Source organism: Amycolatopsis cihanbeyliensis, from assembly GCF_006715045.1.
Lineage (GTDB): Bacteria > Actinomycetota > Actinomycetes > Mycobacteriales > Pseudonocardiaceae > Amycolatopsis > Amycolatopsis cihanbeyliensis.
This window is the reverse complement of sequence record NZ_VFML01000001.1, coordinates 3,249,989-3,276,180: the sequence shown is the minus strand read 5'-3', so window position 1 is coordinate 3,276,180 and position 26,192 is coordinate 3,249,989. Positions and strand designations below refer to the sequence as shown.

The 26,192-nt window shown below is 66.4% G+C and carries 40 protein-coding genes; 37 read left to right on the top strand and 3 right to left on the bottom strand.

Annotated features, from left to right (window positions below; all coding sequences use genetic code 11):
• Positions 1-2: 2 nt before the first annotated feature.
• Positions 3-839 carry a TylF/MycF/NovP-related O-methyltransferase gene (locus FB471_RS14640; RefSeq protein ID WP_141998737.1) on the bottom strand — a complete coding sequence of 279 codons (837 nt, stop codon included), beginning with the start codon at positions 837-839 and terminating at the stop codon, positions 3-5.
• A gap of 353 nt (positions 840-1,192) precedes the next feature.
• On the opposite strand from FB471_RS14640, the gene FB471_RS14635 reads away from it, so the two are divergent.
• The gene (locus tag FB471_RS14635; protein WP_141998735.1) at positions 1,193-2,344 is read left to right on the top strand and encodes a class I SAM-dependent methyltransferase; all 1,152 of its coding nucleotides are present in this window, start codon (positions 1,193-1,195) and stop codon (positions 2,342-2,344) included.
• Here the strand turns inward: FB471_RS14635 and FB471_RS14630 are convergent.
• Both FB471_RS14630 and FB471_RS14625 read right to left on the bottom strand, forming a co-directional pair.
• Entirely contained in the window at positions 2,306-3,439 is a 1,134-nt protein-coding gene (locus FB471_RS14630; protein ID WP_141998733.1) for an NAD-dependent epimerase/dehydratase family protein, read from the bottom strand. The two genes, FB471_RS14635 and FB471_RS14630, sit on opposite strands and share 39 nt — an antisense overlap.
• A 119-nt stretch (positions 3,440-3,558) precedes the next feature.
• Positions 3,559-4,134 carry a YbaB/EbfC family nucleoid-associated protein gene (locus FB471_RS14625; RefSeq protein WP_141998731.1) on the bottom strand — a complete coding sequence of 192 codons (576 nt, stop codon included), beginning with the start codon at positions 4,132-4,134 and terminating at the stop codon, positions 3,559-3,561.
• A gap of 462 nt (positions 4,135-4,596) precedes the next feature.
• On the opposite strand from FB471_RS14625, the gene rpsL reads away from it, so the two are divergent.
• From rpsL to rpsD, 36 genes are all read left to right on the top strand, one after another.
• Positions 4,597-4,971, top strand: a complete 375-nt coding sequence (gene rpsL, locus FB471_RS14620) for a 30S ribosomal protein S12 (protein WP_003102113.1) — start codon at positions 4,597-4,599, stop codon at positions 4,969-4,971.
• Between the two features lies 1 nt (position 4,972).
• The gene (rpsG, locus tag FB471_RS14615) at positions 4,973-5,443 is read left to right on the top strand and encodes a 30S ribosomal protein S7 (RefSeq protein ID WP_141998729.1); all 471 of its coding nucleotides are present in this window, start codon (positions 4,973-4,975) and stop codon (positions 5,441-5,443) included.
• A 60-nt stretch (positions 5,444-5,503) separates the two neighbouring features.
• A complete protein-coding gene (gene fusA / locus FB471_RS14610; RefSeq protein WP_141998727.1) occupies positions 5,504-7,603 on the top strand; it encodes an elongation factor G in 2,100 nt (699 codons plus the stop codon).
• Between the two features lie 120 nt (positions 7,604-7,723).
• A complete protein-coding gene (tuf, locus tag FB471_RS14605; protein ID WP_142001943.1) occupies positions 7,724-8,917 on the top strand; it encodes an elongation factor Tu in 1,194 nt (397 codons plus the stop codon).
• 420 nt (positions 8,918-9,337) lie between these two features.
• Entirely contained in the window at positions 9,338-9,643 is a 306-nt protein-coding gene (rpsJ, locus tag FB471_RS14600) for a 30S ribosomal protein S10 (protein ID WP_003883485.1), read from the top strand.
• A gap of 30 nt (positions 9,644-9,673) precedes the next feature.
• On the top strand, positions 9,674-10,342 hold the full coding sequence (gene rplC / locus FB471_RS14595; protein ID WP_141998725.1) for a 50S ribosomal protein L3: 669 nt from the start codon (positions 9,674-9,676) through the stop codon (positions 10,340-10,342).
• Positions 10,339-10,998, top strand: coding sequence for a 50S ribosomal protein L4 (gene rplD / locus FB471_RS14590; RefSeq protein WP_141998723.1), 660 nt, complete (start codon positions 10,339-10,341; stop codon positions 10,996-10,998). The genes rplC and rplD overlap by 4 nt, the downstream gene beginning before the upstream one ends.
• Positions 10,995-11,306, top strand: coding sequence for a 50S ribosomal protein L23 (gene rplW / locus FB471_RS14585; protein ID WP_141998722.1), 312 nt, complete (start codon positions 10,995-10,997; stop codon positions 11,304-11,306). The genes rplD and rplW overlap by 4 nt, the downstream gene beginning before the upstream one ends.
• Positions 11,307-11,320: 14 nt before the next feature.
• Positions 11,321-12,154: a 50S ribosomal protein L2 gene (gene rplB / locus FB471_RS14580; RefSeq protein ID WP_141998720.1), complete on the top strand. Its 834-nt coding sequence runs from the start codon at positions 11,321-11,323 to the stop codon at positions 12,152-12,154.
• 18 nt (positions 12,155-12,172) lie between these two features.
• Positions 12,173-12,454 carry a 30S ribosomal protein S19 gene (gene rpsS, locus FB471_RS14575; protein WP_141998718.1) on the top strand — a complete coding sequence of 94 codons (282 nt, stop codon included), beginning with the start codon at positions 12,173-12,175 and terminating at the stop codon, positions 12,452-12,454.
• Between the two features lie 27 nt (positions 12,455-12,481).
• Positions 12,482-12,901 (top strand): 50S ribosomal protein L22, encoded by a 420-nt coding sequence (rplV, locus tag FB471_RS14570; protein ID WP_141998716.1) that lies wholly within the window; start codon positions 12,482-12,484, stop codon positions 12,899-12,901.
• Complete coding sequence (gene rpsC / locus FB471_RS14565) at positions 12,901-13,785, top strand: 30S ribosomal protein S3 (RefSeq protein ID WP_141998714.1); 885 nt, start codon at positions 12,901-12,903, stop codon at positions 13,783-13,785. The genes rplV and rpsC overlap by 1 nt, the downstream gene beginning before the upstream one ends.
• A 3-nt stretch (positions 13,786-13,788) precedes the next feature.
• The gene (gene rplP / locus FB471_RS14560) at positions 13,789-14,208 is read left to right on the top strand and encodes a 50S ribosomal protein L16 (protein WP_141998712.1); all 420 of its coding nucleotides are present in this window, start codon (positions 13,789-13,791) and stop codon (positions 14,206-14,208) included.
• Positions 14,208-14,465, top strand: coding sequence for a 50S ribosomal protein L29 (rpmC, locus tag FB471_RS14555; RefSeq protein WP_141998710.1), 258 nt, complete (start codon positions 14,208-14,210; stop codon positions 14,463-14,465). Before rplP ends, rpmC begins: the two co-directional genes overlap by 1 nt.
• Complete coding sequence (rpsQ, locus tag FB471_RS14550; protein ID WP_141998708.1) at positions 14,462-14,767, top strand: 30S ribosomal protein S17; 306 nt, start codon at positions 14,462-14,464, stop codon at positions 14,765-14,767. The genes rpmC and rpsQ overlap by 4 nt, the downstream gene beginning before the upstream one ends.
• 70 nt (positions 14,768-14,837) lie before the next feature.
• Positions 14,838-15,206, top strand: coding sequence for a 50S ribosomal protein L14 (gene rplN / locus FB471_RS14545; protein ID WP_007023270.1), 369 nt, complete (start codon positions 14,838-14,840; stop codon positions 15,204-15,206).
• Positions 15,206-15,520 (top strand): 50S ribosomal protein L24, encoded by a 315-nt coding sequence (gene rplX / locus FB471_RS14540; protein WP_141998705.1) that lies wholly within the window; start codon positions 15,206-15,208, stop codon positions 15,518-15,520. The genes rplN and rplX overlap by 1 nt, the downstream gene beginning before the upstream one ends.
• A complete protein-coding gene (gene rplE, locus FB471_RS14535) occupies positions 15,520-16,089 on the top strand; it encodes a 50S ribosomal protein L5 (protein ID WP_141998703.1) in 570 nt (189 codons plus the stop codon). The genes rplX and rplE overlap by 1 nt, the downstream gene beginning before the upstream one ends.
• 1 nt (position 16,090) lies before the next feature.
• Positions 16,091-16,276 (top strand): type Z 30S ribosomal protein S14, encoded by a 186-nt coding sequence (locus FB471_RS14530; protein ID WP_141998701.1) that lies wholly within the window; start codon positions 16,091-16,093, stop codon positions 16,274-16,276.
• 80 nt (positions 16,277-16,356) lie between these two features.
• Positions 16,357-16,755 carry a 30S ribosomal protein S8 gene (gene rpsH, locus FB471_RS14525; protein ID WP_141998699.1) on the top strand — a complete coding sequence of 133 codons (399 nt, stop codon included), beginning with the start codon at positions 16,357-16,359 and terminating at the stop codon, positions 16,753-16,755.
• Positions 16,756-16,771: 16 nt separating this feature from the next.
• On the top strand, positions 16,772-17,311 hold the full coding sequence (gene rplF / locus FB471_RS14520; RefSeq protein WP_141998697.1) for a 50S ribosomal protein L6: 540 nt from the start codon (positions 16,772-16,774) through the stop codon (positions 17,309-17,311).
• Positions 17,312-17,313: 2 nt separating this feature from the next.
• Positions 17,314-17,712 carry a 50S ribosomal protein L18 gene (gene rplR, locus FB471_RS14515; RefSeq protein WP_141998695.1) on the top strand — a complete coding sequence of 133 codons (399 nt, stop codon included), beginning with the start codon at positions 17,314-17,316 and terminating at the stop codon, positions 17,710-17,712.
• 37 nt (positions 17,713-17,749) lie between these two features.
• A complete protein-coding gene (rpsE, locus tag FB471_RS14510; protein WP_141998693.1) occupies positions 17,750-18,388 on the top strand; it encodes a 30S ribosomal protein S5 in 639 nt (212 codons plus the stop codon).
• A 1-nt stretch (position 18,389) separates the two neighbouring features.
• Positions 18,390-18,572: a 50S ribosomal protein L30 gene (rpmD, locus tag FB471_RS14505; RefSeq protein ID WP_141998691.1), complete on the top strand. Its 183-nt coding sequence runs from the start codon at positions 18,390-18,392 to the stop codon at positions 18,570-18,572.
• Positions 18,572-19,018 carry a 50S ribosomal protein L15 gene (gene rplO / locus FB471_RS14500; protein ID WP_141998689.1) on the top strand — a complete coding sequence of 149 codons (447 nt, stop codon included), beginning with the start codon at positions 18,572-18,574 and terminating at the stop codon, positions 19,016-19,018. The genes rpmD and rplO overlap by 1 nt, the downstream gene beginning before the upstream one ends.
• Positions 19,019-19,360: 342 nt before the next feature.
• Complete coding sequence (locus FB471_RS14495; protein ID WP_246076406.1) at positions 19,361-19,855, top strand: hypothetical protein; 495 nt, start codon at positions 19,361-19,363, stop codon at positions 19,853-19,855.
• A 10-nt stretch (positions 19,856-19,865) separates the two neighbouring features.
• Complete coding sequence (locus FB471_RS14490; protein WP_246076405.1) at positions 19,866-20,459, top strand: hypothetical protein; 594 nt, start codon at positions 19,866-19,868, stop codon at positions 20,457-20,459.
• A 413-nt stretch (positions 20,460-20,872) separates the two neighbouring features.
• Positions 20,873-22,180, top strand: a complete 1,308-nt coding sequence (gene secY, locus FB471_RS14485; RefSeq protein WP_141998687.1) for a preprotein translocase subunit SecY — start codon at positions 20,873-20,875, stop codon at positions 22,178-22,180.
• Positions 22,177-22,731 (top strand): adenylate kinase, encoded by a 555-nt coding sequence (locus FB471_RS14480; protein ID WP_141998685.1) that lies wholly within the window; start codon positions 22,177-22,179, stop codon positions 22,729-22,731. The genes secY and FB471_RS14480 overlap by 4 nt, the downstream gene beginning before the upstream one ends.
• 44 nt (positions 22,732-22,775) lie before the next feature.
• Positions 22,776-23,546 (top strand): type I methionyl aminopeptidase, encoded by a 771-nt coding sequence (map, locus tag FB471_RS14475; protein WP_141998682.1) that lies wholly within the window; start codon positions 22,776-22,778, stop codon positions 23,544-23,546.
• A 344-nt stretch (positions 23,547-23,890) separates the two neighbouring features.
• On the top strand, positions 23,891-24,112 hold the full coding sequence (gene infA / locus FB471_RS14470) for a translation initiation factor IF-1 (RefSeq protein WP_009948665.1): 222 nt from the start codon (positions 23,891-23,893) through the stop codon (positions 24,110-24,112).
• Positions 24,113-24,188: 76 nt separating this feature from the next.
• Positions 24,189-24,302 (top strand): 50S ribosomal protein L36, encoded by a 114-nt coding sequence (rpmJ, locus tag FB471_RS14465; protein WP_141998680.1) that lies wholly within the window; start codon positions 24,189-24,191, stop codon positions 24,300-24,302.
• 205 nt (positions 24,303-24,507) lie between these two features.
• Complete coding sequence (gene rpsM, locus FB471_RS14460; protein WP_141998678.1) at positions 24,508-24,888, top strand: 30S ribosomal protein S13; 381 nt, start codon at positions 24,508-24,510, stop codon at positions 24,886-24,888.
• Entirely contained in the window at positions 24,885-25,073 is a 189-nt protein-coding gene (locus FB471_RS35065) for a hypothetical protein (protein WP_141998676.1), read from the top strand. The genes rpsM and FB471_RS35065 overlap by 4 nt, the downstream gene beginning before the upstream one ends.
• Positions 25,074-25,092: 19 nt before the next feature.
• Positions 25,093-25,497 (top strand): 30S ribosomal protein S11, encoded by a 405-nt coding sequence (gene rpsK, locus FB471_RS14450; protein ID WP_141998674.1) that lies wholly within the window; start codon positions 25,093-25,095, stop codon positions 25,495-25,497.
• A 23-nt stretch (positions 25,498-25,520) separates the two neighbouring features.
• Positions 25,521-26,126, top strand: a complete 606-nt coding sequence (rpsD, locus tag FB471_RS14445) for a 30S ribosomal protein S4 (protein ID WP_141998672.1) — start codon at positions 25,521-25,523, stop codon at positions 26,124-26,126.
• The last annotated feature ends 66 nt before the right edge of the window (positions 26,127-26,192 follow it).

Here is a 26,192-nt window from a genome sequence, read left to right as displayed (position 1 = left end):
CTTCAGGCCGCGGTCTTGCGCCAGTAGACGCCGGTCCAGTCGATCTTCTCGATGGGGTCGGTGATGCCGCGCTCGGCCCGGAAGTCCTCGACGGCTCGCACGCAGGGGTCCAGGCTGTAGTCGTCGATGATGCAGTAGCCGCCGACGGACAGCCGGTCGTACAGGTGCCGGAGCACCACGTCGGTCGACTCGTACAAGTCGCCGTCCAGCCGCAGTACGGCGACCTGCTCGATCGGCGACTGCGGGATGGTGTCGCGGAAGTAGCCGGGCAGGAAACGCACCTGATCGTCGAGCAACCCGTAGCGGCGGAAGCGGGACTGCACCTCGGCGAGACCGATCGAGTGCGAGTACGGCATGGCGTCGAGGGACTGCTGTGCCAGCGGGCTGGCGAAGCGCGCGTCGGCCGGATACTGCTCAACGTCCGGCGGCGGGAAGCCGTTGAAGGAGTCGGCGACCCAGACCGCCCTGTCCCGCACGTCCCATGCCCGCAGCACGGCCCGCATGAACATGCAGGTGCCGCCGCGCCAGACCCCGGTTTCCACGAAGTCGCCGGGGATTCCCTCTTCCAGCGCGCGTTCCATGCACTGCCGCACGTTGTCCAGGCGGTACCAGCCGAGCATCGTGTCGGCGTCCTGGTGCGCGTACTTGCCCTCCGCGAGGTCCTGCATGGTCGTGCTGTCGTCGGTGGCCCAGGTCGGCTTCTCGAGCGGACCGGCGAGAAAGATCTCACCGTCACCGTACCGGGTCAGGCAGCGTTTCATCAGGTCGAGATACGCGTCCCGGCTCGCGGCCCACGCGGCACCTTCGTGCGTTCGCGAGTTTTCCTGGTCCACCGACATTCTTCCTCCGGATCGTGGATATCGGTGCGGCGTGCCGGCAACTTTGCCGGCACGCTGGCAGTTCGCCATCGGCAGAGAACACGCCATTTCGGACGGTCCCCGGTTACGTCGCCGTCGCTGGTGAGCAGAGTTGACTTACGAGAGGGTCAACCACACGGGCCGCCCCTTTCCCCAGTAGCGCTTATGACGCTAACAGCAGGGACGTCGATGTCAATAGCCGTTCGGAGGTTCCGCCTGAGAGCAAGCTGACAACGCGGATGATTCGGTTGCCGTCACCGGTGTGCTGGCGGCAGGATTGCTTTCGTCATCACAGCAAGGGGAATTCCTCGAGTCGCAGCGGGAGGACAAGACTGATGGAAGCCGGCAGGGACACCGAGGAACTCCGGTCGCTGATACTGGCCGCGGGCGGCAGTGCCGAACAGATCGCCTCGACCGTGACGCGGGTGGGCCCCGACCGGGTCGCCGCCATCCTGGTCGATGAACTGGTGCACCGGGCGGAACTGGGTACCATTCCGCAGCTCGCCGAGCGCCCGATCACCGTGTCGTTCGACTTTTCCTTCGAGGGCAAGGTTTTCGCGCATGCGGTGACCTCGAGCGGTACGCGCACCGAACCGGCGCCCGCCGGCGAGGAGGCGCCGCACGCCAGGGTCGAGCTCGATCTCGTCCAGGTCAACCGCGCGGTTTTCGGCCCGCCCGGCGCCCGCCACGGGACTGATCGAAGGATTCACTGGCGTGACTTCGAGGACCAGCAGGCCCTCGCCGGGAACATGCATGTCGTTCCCGTGGTCCAGCACCTGCTGAGTGGGTTGGAGGACCAGCCGATCGACCTGGCGGGGCTCTCCCTGCGCAGCGGTTCGGACAAATGGGGCCTGCACTATTACACGCCGCACTACGAGCGTCACTTCCGCCCGTTGCGGGACCGGCCCCTGACCATCCTGGAACTCGGTATCGGCGGGTACGACGACCCCGCCGCCGGGGGTGGCTCGCTGCGGATGTGGAAACGGTTCTTCCCGCGAGCGCTCATCTACGGCGTGGACGTCTTCGACAAGGCCCCGCTGGCCGAGCAGCGCATCGTCACGGTGCGGGGGGACCAGTCCGATCCCGCCTTCCTGGAGTCACTGGTGACCGACATCGGGCCGGTTGACATCATCATCGACGACGGCAGCCACTACTGCCCGGACGTCACCACCGCGCTTCGCACGCTGTTCCCGCACCTGGTGTCCGGTGGGCTGTACGTCATCGAGGACCTGCAGACCTCGTACTGGCCCGCCTACGGCGGCAGCTCCGAACGGTTGAACGAGCCGACCACCACGATGGGACTGCTGAAGCAGCTACTGGACGGCCTGAACCACGAGGAGTACGAGCCGGCCGGGCACCACGAGCCGACCGAGTTCGACCGGACGCTGACCGGCGCGCACTTCTACCACAACCTCGCGTTCCTGGAGAAGGGCAGGAACGCCGAGGGCTCACTGCCGGGTTGGATCGGGCGGGAGCGTCCCGCCTGACGGGTCGCCGGACTGGGTTCGCCGGTACCAGGCGACGGTCTCGGCGAGCCCGTCCTCCAGCTCCCTCGGCGCGAAGTCGATGACGTCGAACATCTTCGTCGTGTCCAGCTCGCGCACCGCGGCTCCACCCGGTTTGTCCGGTTCGAGCTCGATGCGCTCGGCGACGTCGAATTCGCGGTACAGCAACTTGGCGAGTTCCAGCAGGGAAACCAGCCGCGGTGTGGATATGTTGAACGTGTCGTAGGATCCTTTCGCGGACAGCTGCAGGACCGCGTGTACGAGATCCTTGACGTAGATGAAAGAGCGTCGCTGCCGCCCGTCTCCCCAGATGTTTATCGGCTGGCCGGAAGAGATACGGCTCATCATGGTCGGTATCACCCGTTGCGAGCGCGGGTTGGTCCCGTCACCCGGCCCGTAGACATTCGTCGGCCTGGCCAGCAGAATGCGCATGTCGAACTGTTTCCGGTAGGCGTCGGCCAGCAGTTCGGCGAAAACCTTGGACAGCCGGTAACCATCGCCGGACAGTTCCATTTTCGACCGGTAGTCGTCCTCCTCGGCGATGAGGTCGACCTGGTCGCTCGCGTAGACCTCGGTGGAGCTCAGCATGACGACGTTGGGGATGTGGTGGTCTCGAGCGCCGTTGAGCACGTTGGACGTGATCCGGATGTTCGAGTCCAGTATCGATCCGAAGTTGTTCCTCTTGAACTCGGAGTTACCGTCGATCGCGGCGCAGTGGATGAGCGTGTCGACCTTCGCGGCCGCATACCGGAAAAGTGCGTTGACGTCAAGGGTCGACAGCAGGTCGACTTCGATCTCCTGAATTCCGAGATCATTCACCTCGGTGACGTTTCCCTGCCCGCTCGCGTCCCGGTGCAGCGAGATGACCCGCGCCCCGGCGGCGGTCAATTCCTCGGCGAAGTGTGCCCCGATGAATCCCTTTCCCCCGGTGACGAGGACGGTCCGGCCATGCCAGTAGTCAGCGTTCACGGTTTTCCCCAGTTGTCGTATGTTATCGGACGCCGGTAAGGCGCCTGCATTCATAGTGACATATTTGGCGAAATTTTGTGCCCGGCGCCGGTCCCGGCCGCCGCCCACGACGGTTCGCCCGCGAAACGCACCGGGTGGGAGCCAGGGGAGTGGGGTGGGGAGACGCGGCGCGCACGGCGGGGATCGCGCCCCGCGGCGGCCGGTGCGGACGGCGGGCGGCCCGGTCGTCAGCGGTCGTCCTCGTCGAACAGCTTCTTGAGGAAGTCGTCACCCGCGGACCCACTCGGGCTCGCGGGCGGCGAGGGAGGGTTCTGCTCCGGGTCTGCCGGCCGGAGGAAGGACCGCTCGGAGTAGTCGTCCTGGCGCTCCTCCGTCACCGGCCGCGGGGCGGGCGCGGCGTCCGCCATCCGGGCCCGGAGGTCCTCCACGCTGGTGCCCAGCACCTCGGCCTGGGTCTCCAGGACCTGCTCGGTGAGCTGCAGGTCATCACCCATATGGGTGTCGACGATGCCGGCCTGCTTCCGGGCCGACTCGGCGACCGCTTCGTGCAGGGTGGACATCAGCGCCTGCGCGAGCGCGTCCGGGCGCTGCTTGAGCGCGGCATCGGTGAGTCGAATGTCCTTGACAGACCCCCCTGGCCCGGCGACCACCGTGACCGAGCGGTCCGGCGAGGTGGCCACCGCCTCCAGCCGGCTCAGCTCGCCCTGCATGTCCGCGATGTTCGCGAACCGGTCGTCGACCCGCTTCATCTTCGACTGGAACTGCTCGAACTGCGCGACGAGCTGCTCGAACTCCGGTGACAAGGTCGCCTCCTTGGCCGTGCCCTGGTGGTCAGGCGCAGATCTTCCCGGTTGGCTCGGGCCGGGGCGCGGCGACCCCTCCGGCGCGTTCCGCCGCGGGCATCGGCCTCGGTGATCCGGTAGGCTGGACCTCGCGAGCCACCCCCGTGCCGGGCCGCCCGGCACAAACCACCCCCGATTTGGCCGACGTGAACACGGGCGGGTATCTTTGACGACCGTGCCCGGCAGACGTCGGGCCGCTCCGCGTGCCATTCGGCCACGGTCGGATGCCCCCGGTATCCGGCTTGCCGGCCGGGGTCAGGCGGGGTCCCTCGGAAATCCTGACGGGAAGTTACCGGATCTTGTGATCCTGACGCGGGCCGACACGCCCGACCGCGGGGGCCGGGGTGACCACCAACGAGAGCTATCGGGACGCTGACGGCTCGACAGATAGAGACAAGCAGGACGCGACAGAAAGCTGGTCCATTGCCCACGATCCAGCAGCTGGTCCGTAAGGGCCGCCAGGACAAGGCTGCCAAGCAGAAGACCGCGGCGCTCAAGGGGAGCCCGCAGCGGCGCGGCGTGTGCACCCGCGTGTACACCACCACGCCGAAGAAGCCGAACTCGGCGCTGCGCAAGGTCGCGCGTGTGAAGCTGACCAGCGGCATCGAGGTCACCGCCTACATTCCCGGTGAGGGGCACAACCTCCAGGAGCACTCGATGGTGCTGGTTCGTGGTGGTCGTGTGAAGGACCTGCCGGGTGTCCGTTACAAGATCATCCGCGGTTCGCTGGACACGCAGGGCGTGAAGAACCGCAAGCAGGCGCGCAGTCGGTACGGCGCGAAGAAGGAGAAGAGCTGATATGCCCCGCAAGGGTCCGGCCCCGAAGCGGCCGCTGATCTCCGATCCGGTCTACAGCTCCCCGCTGGTCACCCAGCTGGTGAACAAGGTGCTGAAGGACGGCAAGCGCTCGCTTGCCGAACGGATCGTGTATGGCGCACTGGAAGGCGCTCGCGAGAAGACCGGCACCGACCCGGTCGTCACGCTGAAGCGCGCGCTCGACAACGTGAAGCCCACCCTCGAGGTGAAGAGCCGCCGCGTCGGTGGCGCCACCTACCAGGTGCCGATCGAGGTCAAGCCCGGTCGCTCGACGACCCTTGCCCTGCGCTGGATCGTGAGGTTCTCGCAGCAGCGCCGCGAGAAGACCATGATCGAGCGCCTGCAGAACGAGCTGCTCGACGCGAGCAACGGCCTCGGGGCCAGCGTGAAGCGCCGCGAGGACACGCACAAGATGGCCGAGTCGAACAAGGCCTTCGCCCACTACCGGTGGTAACACCGCCCGGCTGCGCCAGGAGCCAGCCAGGGCCCCACGCTTGAGACAGGGGACATTGAAGTGGCACGTGACGTGCTGACCGACCTGAACAAGGTCCGCAACATCGGCATCATGGCCCACATCGACGCCGGTAAGACCACCACGACTGAGCGGGTCCTTTACTACACCGGGATCAACTACAAGATCGGCGAGGTGCACGACGGCGCCGCGACGATGGACTGGATGGAGGAGGAGCAGAAGCGGGGTATCACCATCACCTCGGCTGCCACCACCACCTTCTGGACCGACTACCAGATCAACATCATCGACACCCCCGGGCACGTCGACTTCACCGTCGAGGTGGAGCGGTCGCTGCGGGTGCTCGACGGTGCGGTCGCCGTTTTCGACGGCAAGGAAGGCGTCGAGCCGCAGTCCGAGCAGGTCTGGCGGCAGGCCGACAAGTACGAGGTCCCCCGGATCTGCTTCGTCAACAAGATGGACAAGCTGGGCGCGGACTTCTACTTCACGGTGCGGACCATCGAGGAGCGTCTCGGTGCCCGCCCGCTGGTCATCCAGCTGCCGATCGGCGCGGAGAGCGGCTTCGAGGGCGTCGTCGACCTGGTCCGGATGAAGGCCCTGACCTGGCGCGGAGACGTCAAGAAGGGCGAGGACTACGAGGTCGAGGACATCCCGGCCGACCTCGCCGAGCGGGCCACGGAGTACCGGGACAAGCTCATCGAGGCGGTCGCCGAGACCGACGACGAGCTGATGGAGAAGTACTTCGGCGGCGAGGAGCTGACCGAGGACGAGATCAAGGCCGGGATCCGCAAGCTGACCGTCGACCGGACCGCGTTCCCGGTGCTGGCCGGCTCCGCGTTCAAGAACAAGGGCGTGCAGCCCATGCTGGACGCGGTGATCGACTACCTGCCCTCGCCGCTGGACGTGCCGCCGGTGGAGGGCCTGCTGCGCGATGGCGAGACCCCCGCGAGCCGCAAGCCCTCCACCCAGGAGCCGTTCGCGGCGCTGGTGTCCAAGGTCGCGGTGCACCCGTTCTACGGCAAGCTGACCTACATCCGGGTCTACTCCGGCAAGGTCTCCTCGGGCACTCAGATCATGAACGCGACCAAGGAGCGCAAGGAGCGCATCGGCAAGCTCTTCCAGATGCACTCCAACAAGGAGAACCCGGTCGACGAGGCACAGGCCGGGCACATCTACGCGGTGCAGGGCCTGAAGGACACCACCACCGGGGACACGCTCGCCGACCCGCAGAACCCGATCGTGCTGGAGTCGATGACCTTCCCCGCGCCGGTCATCGAGGTGGCCATCGAGCCGAAGACCAAGGCCGACCAGGAGAAGCTCTCGACCGCGATCCAGAAGCTGGCCGACGAGGACCCGACCTTCCAGGTCAACCAGGACGAGGAGACCGGCCAGACCATCATCAAGGGGATGGGCGAGCTTCACCTCGAGGTGCTGGTGAACCGGATGAAGTCCGACTTCAAGGTCGAGGCGAACATCGGTAAGCCGCAGGTCGCCTACCGGGAGACCATCCGCAAGACGGTCGAGAAGCACGAGTACACGCACAAGAAGCAGACCGGTGGCTCCGGTCAGTTCGCCAGGGTGATCATCAAGCTGGAGCCGCTGCAGACTGGGGACGGTGCACTCTACGAGTTCGCCAACGAGGTCACCGGTGGTCGCGTGCCGCGGGAGTACATCCCGTCGGTCGACGCGGGCGCCCAGGACGCCATGCAGTACGGCGTGCTGGCCGGCTACCCGCTGGTCGGGTTGAAGCTCACCTTGTTGGATGGTGCGTACCACGAGGTCGACTCTTCGGAGATGGCGTTCAAGGTCGCCGGTTCGATGGCGATGAAGGAAGCCGCGAAGAAGGCGGGCCCGGTACTGCTGGAGCCGATGATGGCCGTCGAGGTGACCACGCCCGAGGAGTACATGGGCGACGTCATCGGCGACCTGAACTCCCGCCGTGGTCACATTCAGGCCATGGAGGAGCGCGCGGGCACCCGTGTCGTGAAGGCTCTGGTTCCGCTGTCGGAGATGTTCGGGTACGTGGGCGACCTGCGGTCCAAGACCCAGGGTCGTGCGAACTACTCCATGCAGTTCGACTCCTACGGTGAGGTTCCTTCGAACGTCGCCAAGGAGATCATCGCGAAGGCTACCGGGGAGTAGTACCCCGGTAGCCACCCCCCAACGCGGGTCGCCCAGGTCCGCACAACTGACCAGATGACCCGCCGCGACGCAGCCACGCTGAGCGGCGGCAGGAAAGCAAAAGTCCAGGAGGACATTCCAGTGGCGAAGGCGAAGTTCGAGCGGGACAAGCCGCACGTGAACATCGGCACCATCGGTCACGTCGACCATGGCAAGACCACGCTCACCGCGGCGATCACCCAGGTGCTGCACAACAAATACCCGGAGCTGAACCAGGTATCCGCGTTCGACATGATCGACAACGCGCCCGAGGAGAAGCAGCGCGGTATTACGATCAACATCGCGCACGTCGAGTACCAGACCGAGAAGCGGCACTACGCGCACGTGGACGCTCCCGGTCACGCCGACTACATCAAGAACATGATCACCGGTGCGGCGCAGATGGACGGCGCCATCCTGGTGGTCGCGGCGACCGACGGCCCGATGCCGCAGACCCGGGAGCACGTGCTGCTCGCCCGCCAGGTCAACGTGCCCTACATCGTGGTGGCGCTGAACAAGGCCGACATGGTGGACGACGAGGAGATCCTCGAGCTCGTCGAGCTGGAGGTCCGTGAGCTGCTGAACTCCCAGGAGTTCCCCGGCGACGACGCCCCGGTGGTCCGCGTGTCCGCGCTGCAGGCCCTCGAGGGCGACGAGAAGTGGCAGCAGAGCGTCCTCGAGCTGATGAACGCCGTGGACGACAACGTCCCGGACCCGGCGCGGGAGATCGACAAGCCGTTCCTGATGCCGATCGAGGACGTGTTCACCATCACCGGTCGCGGCACCGTGGTGACCGGCCGGGTCGAGCGCGGCAAGATCAACGTGAACGAAGAGGTCGAGCTCGTGGGTATCCGCGAGAAGTCGACCAAGACCACCGTGACCGGCGTCGAGATGTTCCGCAAGCTGCTCGACTCGGGCCAGGCCGGTGACAACGTCGGTCTGCTGCTGCGTGGTGTGAAGCGGGAGGACGTCGAGCGCGGCCAGGTCGTCGTGAAGCCCGGCACCACCACCCCGCACACCCAGTTCGAGGCCTCGGTCTACATCCTGGCCAAGGACGAGGGTGGCCGGCACACGCCGTTCTTCAACAACTACCGTCCGCAGTTCTACTTCCGGACCACCGACGTGACCGGCATGGTGACCCTGCCGGAGGGCACCGAGATGGTCATGCCGGGCGACAACACCGACATCAGCGTCGAGCTGATCCAGCCGGTCGTCATGGACGAGGAGCTGCGGTTCACCATCCGCGAGGGTGGCCGTACCGTCGGCGCGGGCCAGGTCACCAAGATCGTCAAGTGATTCCAGCCGGACCCGGGGCGCATTGGCCCCGGGTCCGGCTTGCGAATCCGCGTATGCGACACTATTAGGGTTGCTCGTCACTGGGTGGCCGTTCGTCGGAGTGATTCGACAAAACGGCCACCTTGGTACGAGTGCCCAGGACTCGGGTTACGAGTCGGGGGCCTCGGAAACTACCGGCGGCTCCTTCCGGAAGAGACCTACGGCACGGCGATCTCCCTGGGGATCGGTCTGTGCGCCGGGCGCGACACGCCCGACCGCGTGGACCGGAAGCCAGGGTGTTGACGTGCGGAGACTGGCGACGAAGCGGGCAGTAGCTGCCCCGCTCGGCGCCGGGTGTGAGAAGCGGCACGAGACTCCAGGGCCAGTCACCGACCCGTTCGGGCTGGCCACGGAAGAGACGAGAAGGAACGAGCTGCCACCATGGCGGGACAGAAGATCCGCATCCGGCTCAAGGCCTATGACCACGAGGCGATCGATGCTAGCGCGCGCAAGATCGTCGAGACGGTCACGCGCACCGGCGCCTCCGTGGTGGGGCCGGTGCCGCTGCCCACCGAGAAGAACGTCTACTGCGTCATTCGCTCGCCGCACAAGTACAAGGATTCGCGCGAGCACTTCGAAATGCGCACGCACAAGCGTCTGATCGACATTCTCGACCCGACGCCGAAGACGGTGGACGCACTCATGAGGATCGACCTCCCAGCGAGTGTCGACGTCAACATCCAGTAAGCGGAGCGCAGCGGCGGAGATAAGAGACTCATGTCTGACAGGCAAGTGAAGGGCATCCTGGGCACCAAGCTCGGCATGACCCAGGTCTTCGACGAGAAGAACCGGGTGATTCCGGTGACCGTCGTGCAGGCCGGGCCGAACGTGGTGACCCAGGTGCGCAACGAGGAGACCGACGGCTACCAGGCCGTGCAGCTGGCCTTCGGCGCGATCGACCCGCGCAAGGTCAACAAGCCCGAGACCGGGCACTTCGGCAGGGCGGGTGTCACCCCCCGGCGCTACCTCGCCGAGTTGCGGACCAGTGATGCCACGACCTACGAGGTCGGCCAGGAGATCACCGCCGAGGTGTTCGACGCCGGCACCGTGGTCGACATCACCGGCACCAGCAAGGGCAAGGGCTTCGCGGGTGTGATGAAGCGGCACGGCTTCGGCGGCCAGGGCGCGAGCCACGGTGCGCAGGCGGTGCACCGCAAGCCCGGCTCGATCGGTGGCTGCGCCACCCCGGGCCGCGTGTTCAAGGGCATGCGGATGGCCGGCCGGATGGGCGGCGACCGGGTCACCACCCAGGGGCTGACCGTGTACGCGGTGCGCGCCGACGACGGCCTGCTGCTGATCAAGGGTGCGGTGCCGGGCCCGAAGGGCGGCGTGGTGTTCGTCCGTGACGCCGCGAAGGCGCCGCAGAAGGGTGGTGCGAGCAAGTGAGCAGCCTGGACCTGAAGACGCCTGCCGGCGAGGCCGGCGGCACCGTCGAGCTGCCCGCGGAGATCTTCGACGTGCAGGCCAACGTGCCGCTGATGCACCAGGTGGTGGTGGCGCAGCTGGCCGCCGCGCGCCAGGGCAACCACTCGACGAAGACCCGCGGCGAGGTCTCCGGTGGCGGCAAGAAGCCGTACCGGCAGAAGGGCACCGGCCGCGCCCGCCAGGGTTCGATCCGCGCCCCGCAGTTCACCGGCGGTGGCACGGTGCACGGCCCCAAGCCGCGGGACTACGCCCAGCGCACCCCGAAGAAGATGAAGGCCGCCGCGCTGCGTGGTGCCCTCTCCGACCGGGCCCGCTGCGGGCAGCTGCACGTGGTGACCGAGCTGGTCGGTGCCGAGAAGCCGTCCACGAAGGACGCGAAGCAGGCGCTGGCCGCCGTGACGCAGGCCAAGCGCGTGCTGCTGGTGCTGCACCGGGACGACGAGCTCGGCTGGCGCTCCGCGCGCAACCTGTCCTACGTGCACCTGATCACGCCGGACCAGCTGAACACCTACGACGTCCTGGTCAACGACGACGTGGTCTTCACGAAGGCCGCTTTCGACGCGTTCGTCGCCAAGGACGCCAAGGGCAATGCCGCTGAAGGGAGTGAGCAGCAGTGAGCTCGGTGGCGATCCCCGACCCCCGCGACATCCTGGTCGCGCCGGTGATCTCCGAGAAGTCCTACGGGCTGCTCGAGGACCACAAGTACACGTTCCTGGTCCGCCCGGACGCCAACAAGACCCAGATCAAGATCGCGGTCGAGCAGGTGTTCGGGGTCAAGGTGGTCAGCGTGAACACCCTGAACCGCCAGGGCAAGCGCAAGCGCACCCGGTACGGCTTCGGCAAGCGCAAGGACACCAAGCGTGCCGTCGTGACGCTGTCGGCCGAGAGCAAGCCGATCGAGATCTTCGGCGGCCCCGCCGCGTAAGGGACTGAGCAGACATGGGCATTCGTAAGTACAAGCCGACAACCCCGGGGCGCCGGGGCTCCTCGGTCGCCGACTTCGCCGAGATCACCAGGACGGAGCCGGAGAAGTCGCTGCTGCGTCCGTTGCACGGCAGCGGTGGCCGTAACTCGTCCGGCAAGATCACCACCCGGCACAAGGGCGGTGGGCACAAGCGGGCGTACCGGCTGATCGACTTCCGGCGCAACGACAAGGACGGCGTGCCGGCCAAGGTCGCGCACATCGAGTACGACCCGAACCGCACCGCTCGGATCGCGCTGCTGCACTACGCCGACGGTGAGAAGCGCTACATCATCGCGCCGGACAAGCTGAAGCAGGGCGACCCGATCGAGAGCGGCCCGCGCGCCGACATCAAGCCGGGCAACAACCTGCCGCTGCGCAACATCCCGGTCGGCACCGTGGTGCACGCGATCGAGCTCCGCCCCGGCGGTGGCGCGAAGATCGCCCGCTCCGCCGGTGCGCGGGTGCAGCTCGTCGCCAAGGACGGTCCGTACGCCCAGCTGCGGATGCCCTCGGGCGAGATCCGCAACGTGGACGTGCGCAACCGCGCCACCGTGGGCGAGGTCGGGAACTCCGAGCACTCGAACATCAGCTGGGGCAAGGCGGGCCGCAGCCGCTGGAAGGGCAAGCGCCCGACCGTCCGCGGTGTGGTGATGAACCCGGTGGACCACCCGCACGGTGGTGGTGAGGGCAAGACCTCCGGTGGCCGTCACCCGGTGAACCCGAACGGGAGGCCGGAAGGCCGCACTCGGCGTAGCAAGCCGAGCGACAAGATGATCGTCCGCCGCCGGCGTACCGGCAAGAAGCGCTGAGCAGGGAGGTAAGAGAACATGCCGCGCAGCCTGAAAAAGGGCCCGTTCGTGGACGACCACCTGCTCAAGAAGGTGGACGCGCTGAACGAATTGGGCAAGAAGACGGTGATCAAGACCTGGTCCCGCCGCTCCACGATCATCCCGGACTTCCTGGGGCACACGATCGCGGTGCACGACGGCCGCAAGCACGTGCCGGTGTTCGTCACCGAGGCGATGGTGGGTCACAAGCTGGGTGAGTTCGCCCCGACGCGGACCTTCAAGGGCCACGTCAAGGATGACCGCAAGTCACGCCGCCGCTGAGCGCCGAACACGAGAAGGAAGCAAGCGATGAACGCCCAGAACGACGCTGCGACGGCAGAGGAGCTGCCGGTCGCCGTGGCGCGGGCTCGCTTCGTCCGGGACTCGCCGACCAAGGTGCGCCGGGTGATCGAGCTGATCAAGGGTCGCAGCGCCAGTGAGGCACTGGCCGTGCTCCGGTTCGCGCCGCAGGCGGCCAGTGGCCAGGTGGCCAAGGTGCTCTCCAGCGCCATGGCCAACGCCGAGAACAACCTCGACCTCGACCCGGACACGCTCTGGGTGAAGAACGCGTACGCGGATGAGGGTCCGACCCTCAAGCGCATCCGCCCGCGTGCTCAGGGCCGTGCCTACCGGATCCGCAAGCGGACCAGCCACATCACGGTCGAGGTCGAGTCCCGGCCCAAGGCAGACGTGAAGAAGAGCGGCAAGAAGAAGGCAGGTGGCCGGTAGTGGGCCAGAAGATCAACCCGCACGGCTTCCGGCTCGGGATCAGCACGGACTGGAAGTCCCGCTGGTACGCCGACAAGCAGTACGCGGAGTACGTCGCCGAGGACGTGAAGATCCGCAAGCTGCTGGCGACGGGCATGGAGCGGGCAGGCATCTCCAAGGTGGAGATCGAGCGCACCCGGGACCGGGTGCGGGTGGACATCCACACCGCGCGTCCGGGGATCGTGATCGGCCGCCGTGGCGCGGAGGCCGACCGGATCCGTGGCGCGCTGGAGAAGCTGACCAAGAAGCAGGTCCAGCTGAACATCCTCGAGGTGAAGAACCCCGAGTCCGATGCCCAGCTGGTCGCGCAAGGGGTCGCCGAGCAGTTGTCCAACCGGGTGGCTTTCCGCCGTGCGATGCGTAAGGCGATCCAGACCTCGATGCGCTCGCCGCAGGTCAAGGGCATCCGGGTGCAGTGCGGTGGCCGCCTCGGCGGTGCCGAGATGTCCCGTTCGGAGCACTACCGCGACGGCCGGGTTCCGCTGCACACGCTGCGTGCCGACATCGACTACGGCTTCTTCGAGGCCCGCACCACCTTCGGCCGGATCGGTGTGAAGGTGTGGATCTACAAGGGTGACCTGGTGGGTGGCCTCAAGGCCAAGGAAGCGCGGGACGCGGCCGCGGCCCAGGAGCGCGCTCCCCGCCGGGAGCGTCCTTCCCGCCCGCGCCGTTCCGGTTCCTCGGGCACCACGGCCACGTCGACCGAGGTCGGGCGGGCAGCGCAGGAGTCCGGTGGCGGCAAGTCCTCGTCCGCGCAGGGCGGTGGGCAATCGGACCCGGACGTCGCGACCAACCAGGCGCCGCAGGTGGCCTCGCCGGACGCGGCAGAGAAGACGGAGGGCTGAGAAGTGCTCATCCCGCGCAAGGTCAAGCACCGCAAGCAGCACTCACCGAGCCGTTCCGGCGCAGCCAAGGGCGGCACGAAGGTGCACTTCGGCGAGTACGGCATCCAGGCGCTTGAGCAGAGCTACGTGACCAACCGGCAGATCGAGTCCGCTCGTATCGCCATGACCCGGCACATCAAGCGTGGCGGGAAGATCTGGATCAACATCTTCCCGGACCGCCCACTGACCAAGAAGCCCGCGGAGACCCGGATGGGTTCCGGTAAGGGTTCCCCGGAGTGGTGGGTCGCCAACGTCAAGCCGGGCCGGGTGATGTTCGAGATGAGCTTCCCGAACGAGGCTACGGCTCGTGAGGCACTGCGCCGCGCGATCCACAAGCTGCCGATGAAGTGCCGAATCGTGACCCGTGAAGGTGGTGAGTTCTGATGGCGAAAGCAGGAGGCGTTGCGGCGTCAGAACTTCGCGAGCTCACCGCGGAGGAGCTCGTGCTGCGGCTGAAGGAATCGAAGGAAGAACTGTTCAACCTCCGTTTCCAGATGGCGACGGGCCAGTTGGACAACAATCGCCGGCTGCGCACGGTTCGCACCGACATCGCGCGCATCTACACGGTGATGCGCGAGCGCGAGCTCGGCCTGTCGGTCTCCCCCGACGATGCTGAAGCCGAAAGTGAAGGTGCCGCATGAGCGAGCAGATCGAAGAGATCGCGAAGCAGCCGGTACAGAAGGCCGACTCCGGCCGGAACTACCGGAAGGTCCGCGAGGGTTACGTCGTCTCGGACAAGATGGACAAGACGATCGTGGTCCAGCTCGAGGACCGGAAGAAGCACGCGCGGTACGCGAAAGTCATGCGCTCCACCACCAAGGTGAAGGCGCACGACGAGGAGAACACGGCCGGCATCGGCGACCGCGTGATCCTGATGGAGACCCGCCCACTCTCGGCGACCAAGCGCTGGCGGCTGGTGCGGATCGTGGAGAAGGCCAAGTAAGCAGGGGAACCACCCCTTCCGTTCCGCCAGGCTGGGCTATCCAGAACCGGCGAGACATACAGGAGTTGACGTGATCCAGCAGGAGTCGCGACTACGAGTCGCCGACAACACGGGTGCCAAGGAGATCCTGACCATCCGCGTGCTCGGTGGCTCGGGGCGGCGCTACGCGGGCATCGGTGACATCATCGTCGCCACCGTCAAGGACGCCATCCCGGGCGCCAACGTCAAGCGCGGTGATGTGGTCAAGGCCGTCATCGTCCGCACGGTGAAGGAGAAGCGTCGCCCCGACGGCTCCTACATCAGGTTCGACGAGAACGCCGCCGTGCTCATCAAGAACGACAACGACCCACGGGGCACCCGCATCTTCGGGCCGGTCGGCCGCGAGCTGCGCGATCGGAAGTTCATGAAGATCATCTCGCTCGCGCCGGAGGTGTTGTGATGAAGGTGAAGAAGGGCGACACGGTCCTCGTCATCGCCGGCAAGGACAAGGGCGCGAAGGGCAAGGTCATCCAGGCCTACCCGGATCGCAAGCGGGTGCTGGTCGAGGGTGTGAACCGGATCAAGAAGCACACCCGGATCACGCAGACCCAGCGCGGTGCGCAGTCCGGCGGGATCATCACTCAGGAAGCATCCATCCACGTGTCGAACGTGCAGGTCGTCGACTCCGACGGCAAGCCGACCAGGGTGGGCTATCGCATCGGCGAGGACGGCAAGAAGGTCCGTGTCTCGCGCAGGACCGGTAAGGACATTTGATGACGACCGCACAAGAGGCCTACCCGGTGCCGCGGTTGAAGACCCGGTACCGCGACGAGATCAAGGCCGAGCTCGACAACGAGTTCAACTACGCGAACGTGCACCAGATCCCCGGTCTGGTCAAGGTCGTGGTGAACATGGGCATCGGCGACGCCGCCCGGGACAGCAAGCTGATCGAGGGTGCCGTGCGTGACCTGGCCACCATCACCGGGCAGAAGCCCGAGGTGCGCAGGGCACGCAAGTCCATCGCGCAGTTCAAGCTGCGTGAGGGCATGCCGATCGGTGCGCGGGTCACCCTGCGCGGCGACCGGATGTGGGAGTTCCTCGACCGGCTGCTGACCATCGCGCTGCCGCGGATCCGGGACTTCCGTGGCCTGTCGGGCAAGCAGTTCGACGGTCGGGGCAACTACACGTTCGGCCTCACCGAGCAGTCGATGTTCCACGAGATCAACCCGGACTCCATCGACCGCGCGCGGGGCATGGACATCACGGTCGTCACGACCGCCACGACCGACGACGAGGGCCGCATGCTGCTTCGCAAGCTCGGCTTCCCGTTCAAGGAGAACTGAGATGGCCAAGAAAGCGCTGATCCACAAGGCCTCGAAGAAGCCGAAGTTCAAGGTGCGCGCCTACACCCGCTGCCAGAAGTGCGGCAGGCCGCGCTCGGTGTTCCGCAAGTTCGGACTTTGCCGGGTGTGCCTGCGCGACATGGCGCACGCGGGCGAGCTGCCCGGCGTCAGCAAGTCCAGCTGGTAACGGTTCCACCGACTCCATACTTCGCCACAGGCCCTGCCACTCGGGAAGGGAACCAGGGCGAGAAAGGTTGACAGGTCACCATGACGATGACCGACCCGATCGCAGACTTCTTGACGCGTCTGCGTAACGCGAACTCGGCGTACCATGACGAGGTCGTGCTCCCGCACTCGAAGCTCAAGGCGAGCATCGCCGAGATCCTCAAGCGGGAGGGCTACATCGCGAGCTTCCGCGACGAGCCGGGTGAGAAGCACAAGAATCTCGTCGTCGAGATGAAGTACGGCCCCAACCGCGAGCGCAGCATCGCGGGGCTGCGACGAGTGTCCAAGCCGGGGCTGCGGGTGTACGCGAAATCGACCAACCTGCCCAACGTCCTCGGTGGCCTCGGCGTCGCGATCATCTCGACGTCCTCCGGGCTGCAGACCGACCGGCAGGCCAAGCGCAACGGCGTGGGCGGGGAAGTCCTCGCCTACGTCTGGTGAGGAAGGGGGACCAGGCATGTCACGCATCGGAAAGCTGCCGATCGCCGTCCCCGCCGGGGTCGAGGTGACGATCGATGGCCAGCACGTCACGGTGAAGGGGCCGAAGGGCACCCTGGAGCACACGGTCGCCGAGCCGATCAGCGTCACGCGCGCCGAGGACGGCTCGATCGAGGTGAGCAGGCCGGACGACGAGCGGGAGAACCGTTCGTTGCACGGGCTGAGCCGTACCTTGGTGAACAACCTCGTGGTCGGGGTCACCGAGGGGTTCGAGAAGAAGTTGGAGATCTACGGGGTCGGTTACCGCGTGCAGGCCAAGGGCACGGACCTCGAGTTCGCCCTCGGCTTCAGCCACTCGGTGACGGTTCAGGCACCGGAGGGCATCACGTTCAGCGTGGAGAGCCCCACCAAGTTCTCGGTGGCCGGTATCGACAAGCAGAAGGTCGGCCAGACGGCTGCGGTCATTCGCAAGCTGCGGCGCCCGGACCCGTACAAGGGCAAGGGCCTGCGCTACGAGGGCGAGCGCATCCGCCGCAAGGTCGGGAAGACGGGTAAGTGATCATGAGCGAAACGGCTATCAAGCGCAAGCCGATCGGCAAGGACATCTCGACCCGCCGTCGTGCCGCCAAGGACAAGCGCCACTTCCGGCTCCGCAAGAAGATCAGCGGTACGCCGGACCGGCCGAGGCTGGCCGTCAAGCGGTCCTCGCGGCACATGGCGGTGCAGCTCATCGACGACCTCGCCGGGCACACCATTGCCTCGGCGTCCACCCTGGAGGCGGACGTCCGGGCGATGGAGGGTGACAAGAAGGCCAAGGCCGCCAAGGTGGGCGAGCTGGTGGCCGCCCGCGCGAAGAACGCGGGTGTCTCCGTGGCGGTGTTCGACCGGGGTGGCAACGCCTACCACGGCCGCATCGCCGCACTGGCCGACGCGGCCCGCGAGGCGGGCCTGGAGTTCTGACAGTGATGGCCACGAATGTGAATGGAAGGAAAGCCTGATGCCGGGACGTGCACGGCAAGGCGGCGGCCAGGGCGGCCAGGGTGCCGCCGGTGGCGAGCGCGGCGACCGCCGCGAGCGCAGGGACCGTCGTGATGGTGGCCGTGGCGGGGCGGCCCAGGAGAAGACCCCGCACCTCGAGCGCGTGGTAGCGATCAACCGCGTGGCCAAGGTGGTCCAGGGTGGCCGTCGGTTCAGCTTCACCGCTCTGGTGGTCGTCGGCGACGGCGACGGCCAGGTCGGCGTCGGCTACGGCAAGGCCAAGGAGGTGCCCTCGGCGATCGCCAAGGGCGTCGAGGAGGCGAAGAAGAACTTCTTCCGCGTTCCCCGGATCGCCGGCACCATCCCGCACCCGATCCAGGGTGAGGCGGCCGCGGGCGTGGTGCTGCTTCGCCCGGCCAGCCCCGGTACCGGTGTCATCGCCGGTGGCCCGGTGCGTGCGGTGCTGGAGTGCGCGGGCGTGCACGACGTGCTGTCCAAGTCGCTCGGTAGCGACAACGCGATCAACATCGTGCGCGCGACCGTCGCCGCCCTGCGCGGCCTGCAGCGTCCGGAGGAGGTCGCGGCCCGTCGCGGCCTGCCGCTCGAGGACGTCGCGCCCGCCCGCATGCTGCGGCAGCGCGCGGGGCAGGAGGTCTGAGATGGCACAGCTCAAGGTCACCCAGATCAAGAGCAGGATCGGCACCAAGCAGAACCACCGGGACACCCTGCGCACCCTCGGGCTGCGCAAGATCCGGCAGTCCGTGGTGCGTGAGGACACCCCCCAGGTCCGCGGCCTGATCCACACGGTGCGGCACCTGGTGACCGTGGAGGAGGTCAAGTAATGGCCATCAAGATCCACCACCTCCGGCCGGCAGAGGGCTCGAACAAGAGCAAGATCCGGGTCGGCCGCGGCGAGAGCTCGAAGGGTAAGACCGCTGGCCGCGGCACCAAGGGCACCAAGGCGCGGAAGAACGTACCCGCCGGGTTCGAGGGTGGGCAGATGCCCATCCAGATGCGGCTGCCGAAGCTGCGTGGTTTCAACAACCGGTTCCGGACCGAGTACCAGCCGGTGAACGTGGGCGACATCGCCAGGGTGTTCACCGACGGCGGCACGGTCACCGCCCAGGACCTGGCCGCCCGTGGCCTGGTGCGCAAGGGCAAGCTGGTGAAGGTGCTCGGCAACGGCGAGGTCGGCGACGTCAAGCTGGACATCACCGCGGACGCCTTCTCGAAGAGCGCCCGGGAGAAGCTCGAAGCCGCCGGTGGCTCCGCCACCACCAACAACTGAGCAACCCCCCCCGAACGGCCCGCCTGGCACCCCCAGGCGGGCCGTTTCGCGTCCTCCCCACCCACCCACCCCCCACCCCAGCGCGTTTAGCGGGCGAACCGTACCCCGGGCACCGCGGTTCGCCCGCTAAACGCACTTCGGGCCGGTCGAGCTCCGCCGTTGCCGGGTAATGGTGCGACCACTGCGTGTTCACTCCGATGGCTCCGGCCGGTCGGTCTTTCCTCAGGCGACTTTCGTCGGTTACCGGCCGGTCGCGTTGTGCCTGACCGAGTGTGGGCGGAACGTTTCATGTGGTACCTGAACCGATTCTGAAACGGAACCGAACCCGGGAAGGAGGTAGGTGTGATCCACGCGAGAACCGGCAGGCACGCCAGACGCGGGAGGGGAATCACGGCGTTGAGCCTTGCCATCGGACTGTCGTTCGCGACGGCACCGACCGCCGCCGCGGCCGCCCCCGAAGAGCACTGCGTCTACTCGGTGACTTCGCAGACCTACGACTGCTACGACACGGTCGACCAGGCCCACGCCCGGGGCGAGCGGCTGGCGAGCGCCAGCGCCGAGATCATCGGCGGGATGGTGTTCGAGCACATCAACTACGGTGGCCGGTCGCTCACGCTGCTGGTCCCGGAGCCTTGCCCGAAGAACGATCTCGTCGACTTCTGGTTCCCTCTCGAAGACCATGTCCTGCGTAACGAGATCTCATCGGTTCAGGGGTGGTCGACCTGCTGGGTATGGCTGTACCGGCAGGACGGCAGCAGGGAAGGGCCGTACCGCGGTGACCATGCCGACGTCGGTAGCCACATCAATGACGAGACCTGGGTCGTCGGGCTGAGTTGAGGAGCCGAGAATGAGAATTGGCAAGCGAATGCTCACCGTGCTGGCGGCCGCCATGATGACCGTGCTCGGTCTGCAGGCGCCGGTCGCGGCCTCGGCGCACGATGAACCGACCATCCGGCAGCTGCTCGACCAGTGCGAGCGGGGTGTGCCTAACCTGTGCGTCTTCCATCCGACCAGCTCACCCCAGGTCTACCGAGGTGAGTACCAGCTGGCGGGTGGGGCGCGGAACTGCTCGGCGGGGACCTCCACCAGGGTGATTCGTTGGGAGTCCTCGGCCACCACCACCAACAGCGTCGGTGTCACGATCAGTGCCAGCGTGCGACTGGGGGAGATATTCGAAGCCGGTTTCGAGACCAGCTTCACCCAGGAGTGGAGCTGGAGCTCCACCAGGGCTGACGAGATCCGTCACGAGCTCGGGCCGTACCAGGCGGTGGACATCTTCGCCGCACCCATGCGGCAGCGCGTCGTCGGTACTTACGAGATGCACTTCGAGGACCGGTACTACGGGCACTACTACTGGTACGTGCACAACGTGGCCGTCGACGGTCCCGCCGCCCAGCCGGCCTGGGACATCTACGTCCAAGAAACCAACCCCCAGTGCTGACTGGCTACGGTTAGCCCGCTAAACGTAGCCCGCCGGCCCGCGCACCGTGCGTTTAGCGGGCTAACCGTCGGGCCTCTGGGGAGGAAGGTGAACGGATACATAGAGGCCACCCGGCGCATGTTGCCTGGCCTCAGACAGCGCGGTGAGCCCTCTTCCCGGACGGTCCAGGTGCGGCCACTCGGCGGAATGGACGCCGCTGTCCTACCGACCTCCGTCGGTTTTTGCCGCACACGGTGCAGCTACTCTGCGCGAGGCTGTTAGAGTCGGCGACACGCTTCGGGACCGATATGCCCCGAAGCGTTCCCGGCTTGCCCGTCCGTGGGTGAGTCGGGAACTGCTGTGTTCCCGCCGGTCGCAGCACCGGCCAAGCCGATCGTCGGTCGACTCCCGACGACGCCGAGGAGGTCCCCCGCGTGCTCAGCGCCTTCCGCTCGGCTCTCGCGACGCCGGACCTGCGCAAGAAGATCCTGTTCACGCTGATGATCGTGGCGGTCTACCGTGTGGGTGCCGTCATGCCGGCGCCCGGGGTCTCCTATCCCAACGTGCAGGCATGTCAAGCGCAGGTCGAAGACCAGGGCATCTACTCGCTGCTGAACCTGTTCAGTGGCGGGGCTCTCCTACAGCTGTCGATTTTTTCGACCGGCATCATGCCGTATATCACCGCGAGCATCATCGTTCAGCTGCTCACCGTGGTGATCCCTCGCTTCGAGGAGCTGAAGAAGGAGGGGCAGGCCGGTCAGGGCAAGCTGACCCAGTACACCCGGTACCTCACCATCGGTCTCGCGATCCTGCAGGCGACCGGTGTGGTGGCGCTCGCCGACCGTGGTGCGATGTTCCAGGGCTGCCCGGAATCGGTCATCCCGGACAACAGTGTCTACGCGCTGGCGATGATCGTGCTGACGATGACGGCCGGTACCGCCGTGATGATGTGGCTCGGCGAGCTGATCACCGAGCGCGGTGTCGGCAACGGCATGTCCGTGCTGATCTTCCTGAATATCGCGGCCCGGATCCCGGCCGAGGGCGCCAACATCCTCAGCAGCCAGGGCGGAACGGTGTTCGCCTTCGTCTGCGTGCTCGCACTGGCGATCATCGCCAGCGTGGTTTTCGTCGAGCAGGGGCAGCGTCGCATCCCGGTGCAGTACGCCAAGCGCATGATCGGGCGCCGGATGTACGGCGGGACCTCCACCTACCTGCCGATCAAGGTCAACCAGGCCGGTGTCATTCCGGTCATCTTCGGTTCCTCTCTGCTGTACCTGCCGGACCTGATCAGCCGGCTCATCGGTGACCCGACCGACGCCTCCGGGTGGCAGGCGTTCATGCAGCGTTACATCGTCGATCAGTCCAGCTGGCTGCACATCCTGCTGTACTTCGCACTGATCATGTTCTTCACGTACTTCTACATCTCCATCACGTTCAACGTTGACGAACGTGCCGAGGAGATGAAGAAGTTCGGTGGCTTCATCCCAGGTATCAGGCCAGGGCGCCCGACAGCGGAGTACCTGCGCTTCGTGCTGAACCGGATCACTCTGCCGGGGTCGATCTACCTCGGTCTGGTGGCGATCCTTCCCAACTTCTTCCTGTCCGTTACCGACCCGGGGCAGAACCAGAACTTCCCGTTCGGCGGCACGGCTGTGCTGATCATGGTCGGTGTCGGTCTCGACACCATGAAGCAGATTGAAAGCCAGCTGATGCAGCGCAACTACGAAGGGTTCCTCCGATGACGCGTCTGGTTCTCGTCGGTCCGCCCGGTGCGGGCAAGGGCACCCAAGCCGTCGCGCTGTCGGAGCGGCTGGGCGTGCCACACATCTCCACCGGTGACCTGTTCCGCGCCCATGTGGGTGAGCAGACCCCCTTGGGCAAGGAGGCGAAGCGTTACCTGGATTCCGGTGAGCTGGTGCCGGACTCCGTGACCAATGAGATGGTTCGGGAGCGGCTTGCCGAACCAGATGCGAAGGTCGGGTTCCTCCTCGACGGCTTCCCCCGCAACACCAAACAGGCCGAGGTTCTCGGTCAGATGCTGTCCGAGGTGGATACCACTCTGGACGCGGTTATCCAGCTGGAGGTCCCCGAGGAAGCGCTCGTGCAGCGGTTGCTCGGTCGTGGCCGGTCGGACGACACCGAGGACGTCATTCGTCGGCGCCAGCAGGTGTATCAGTCGGAGACGGCACCGTTGCTCGAGTACTACGCCGACATCCTGATCAAGGTGGATGGGGTAGGCGAGGTCGGTGAGGTCTCGACACGGGTCGTAGAAGCGCTGCGCGATCGCAGGTGAACCGCGGTGGACTTCATGTGCCGCGACTGTTCCGCCGTGGACGCATGATCGAGGTCAAGACGCAGGGCGAGCTGGAAGCCATGCGTGCCGCCGGATTGGTCGTGGCTCGAACACTGCGGCTGCTGACCGACGCCGCGCAAGTGGGAGTCAGCACGGCTGAGTTGAACGAACTCGCCGAGCAGACCATTCGGGACGCCGGTGCGGTGCCCTCATTCAAGGGGTATCACGGGTTTCCCGCCTCGATCTGCGCCTCGGTGAACGAGCAGATCGTGCACGGCATCCCGTCCGGCTCGCAGGTGTTGGCCGCGGGCGACTTGCTGTCGGTGGACTGTGGCGCGATCTTGGAAGGCTGGCACGGTGACTCGGCGGTAACCATCGAGGTTGACGCGGCCTCCGATGCGGACCGGGCGCTATCCGCCGCTACCAGGGCCGCCATGTGGGCCGGGGTGGATGCCGTTGTGCCGGGCGGCCGGTTGACCGACATCTCCCACGCCGTGCAGAACGCGGCCGAACAAGCGAGCCTGGCCGATGGCGTGGAGTACGGCATGATCGTCGAGTACGGAGGCCACGGCATCGGCACGTCCATGCATATGGAGCCGTTCCTGCCGAACGTCGGTAAACCAGGACGGGGGCCGCGCCTCAAGATCGGGATGGCGCTCGCGATCGAGCCGATGCTGACCGGCGGAGGTGGTGAGACGCGTGAGCTGGATGACGGCTGGACCGTCGTCACCACGGACGGGTCACGGTCCGCGCACTGGGAGCACACCGTGGCGGTCACCGCTGATGGGCCGTGGGTCCTCACCGCGCCTGAGTAACTGACACCTGTCGCAGATTGTAACCAGTCTAATGCTATCAGTAACTACCCTGCCGTTCCGACAGTGCGTTTAGCGGGCTAAACGCACCCCGCGTGCCCCGAGAAGGTGCGGTTAGCCCGCTAAACGCGACGAGGGGGACGCGGGGCAGGTGTAACGTCAGGTAACATGAGTGGCCCCCGTTTGGGGGGTACGACACGGGTTGCGTACACTGTCAAGTCGGCGTGCTCATCACGCCGATTCCATCGCGCTCGTGAATTCTGGCGGCATTGGAGTCGGGGTGACGTGCGTGCCAGCACGACCGAGGCAAGCACTCACCACTCAACCCATCACGAAACGCGGAGGATATGGGCAAGAAGGACGGGGCCATCGAGGTCGAGGGCCGCGTAATCGAGCCGCTTCCCAACGCGATGTTCCGCGTCGAGTTGGAAAACGGCCACAAGGTCCTTGCACACATCAGTGGCAAGATGCGGCAGCACTACATCCGCATCCTGCCGGAGGACAGGGTCGTCGTGGAGTTGTCCCCCTACGACCTGTCTCGCGGTCGCATCGTCTACCGCTACAAGTGATGGTGGTGGGCGTGGCGAGTGCGGGCCCCCTTCCGGGGGCCGGTAACCACCCAGCACAAGCAGGAGAGCAGGAGACGTGAAGGTTCAACCGAGCGTCAAGAGGATCTGCGACAAGTGCCAGATCGTCCGGCGGCATGGCCGGATCATGGTGATCTGCGACAACCTGCGGCACAAGCAGCGGCAGGGCTGATCACGAGCACTCGTTGACGAGTGAATTGACAGCAGAATAGACCTCTCCGAACCTGCCGGTCGCCCAGCGGCCCGGTTCACCCCCGGACTTCAGGCCGGGGCCGGGACACCACCCGCGCAAGCGGGTGGCATGACAGCGAGTCGGTCCCGGGATGGGCGGGGAGCAGACCTGAAGGCAAAAGAACCAGATAGGAGCACACGCGCCCATGGCACGACTCGCTGGCGTCGACCTCCCCCGCGAGAAGCGGTTGGAGATCGCGCTGACTTACATTTTCGGCATTGGCCGGACCCGTTCCAGGGAGATGATCGTCGCTACGGAGATGAGCCCGGAAACCCGGGTGAAGGATCTGAGCGACGACGACCTCACGAAGCTGCGGGACTATCTCGAGGAGAACTTCAAGGTCGAAGGTGACCTTCGTCGCGAGGTGAACGCCGACATCCGCCGGAAGATCGAAATCGGGTGCTACGAAGGCCTGCGGTGGCGCCGTGGCCTCCCCGTCCGCGGGCAGCGCACCAAGACCAACGCCCGAACCCGTAAGGGTCCGAAGAAGACGGTCGCCGGCAAGAAGAAGGCTGGAAAGAAATGAGCGTCCGCAACAGGAGGGTGGTGCGAGTTGCCCGTGGTCAGCGGCACGGCACCACGTCCTGTGTATCGCCGAAGGCGCTTTACGCCCGCCCGATGGCGCTGCGCCAGCTGTACACCGACGCCGGTTCCGTGATCCGGCGCGGGCAGCGGGAAGCCGCGGCAGCCCACTCCGAGAACTCGCGCTAACGAGGAGAAACACCCAGAGATGCCACCGAAGTCTCGCGCCGCGGGGACCAAGAAGGTCCGGCGCAAGGAAAAGAAGAATGTCGCGCACGGCCACGCGCACATCAAGAGCACCTTCAACAACACCATCGTCTCCATCACCGACCCGACCGGGGCGGTGATCTCCTGGGCCTCCTCCGGCCACGTCGGTTTCAAGGGCTCGCGGAAGTCCACGCCGTTCGCCGCGCAGATGGCAGCCGAGAACGCCGCCCGCAAGGCGGCCGAGCACGGCATGAAGAAGGTCGACGTGTTCGTCAAGGGGCCTGGTTCCGGCCGAGAGACAGCGATCCGTTCGCTGCAGGCCGCCGGTCTCGAGGTCGGCACGATTCAGGACGTGACCCCGCAGCCGCACAACGGTTGCCGCCCGCCGAAGCGGCGTCGGGTCTGAACCACGGGGAGGAGTAGGAAGAAATGGCTCGTTACACCGGCCCCGCGACCCGTATCTCGCGTCGTCTCAAGGTTGACCTCATCGGCGGCGACCAAGCCTTCGAGCGTCGCCCCTACCCGCCGGGCCAGCATGGCCGCGGTCGGGTCAAGGAGAGCGAGTACCTCCTGCAGCTGCAGGAGAAGCAGAAGGCCCGGCACACCTACGGTGTCCTGGAGCGGCAGTTCAGCCGCTACTACAAAGAAGCCGTGCGCCGCACCGGTAAGACCGGCGAGAACCTGCTGCAGATCCTCGAATCGCGGCTGGACAACGTGGTCTACCGGGCAGGTATTGCCCGGACCCGGCGGCAGGCTCGGCAGCTGGTGAGTCACGGTCACTTCCTTGTCAATGGCAAGAACGTGAACGTCCCGAGCTACCAGGTGACGAAGTTCGACATCATCGACGTGCGGCCCAGGTCGCTGCAGATGCTGCCGTTCGTGGTCGCGAAGGAGTCCTTCGGGGACCGTCCGATTCCGGGGTGGTTGCAGGTCGTGCCGTCCAATCTGCGCGTGTTGGTGCACCAGTTGCCCGAGCGCGCGCAGATCGACGTTCCCGTGCAGGAACAGCTGATCGTCGAGTTCTACTCGAAGTGATCCGAGCTGGGCTGGAACGGCCCGGCGGGATCGGGCGGCGGCGCCCGGAGTGCGCCGCCGCTACGC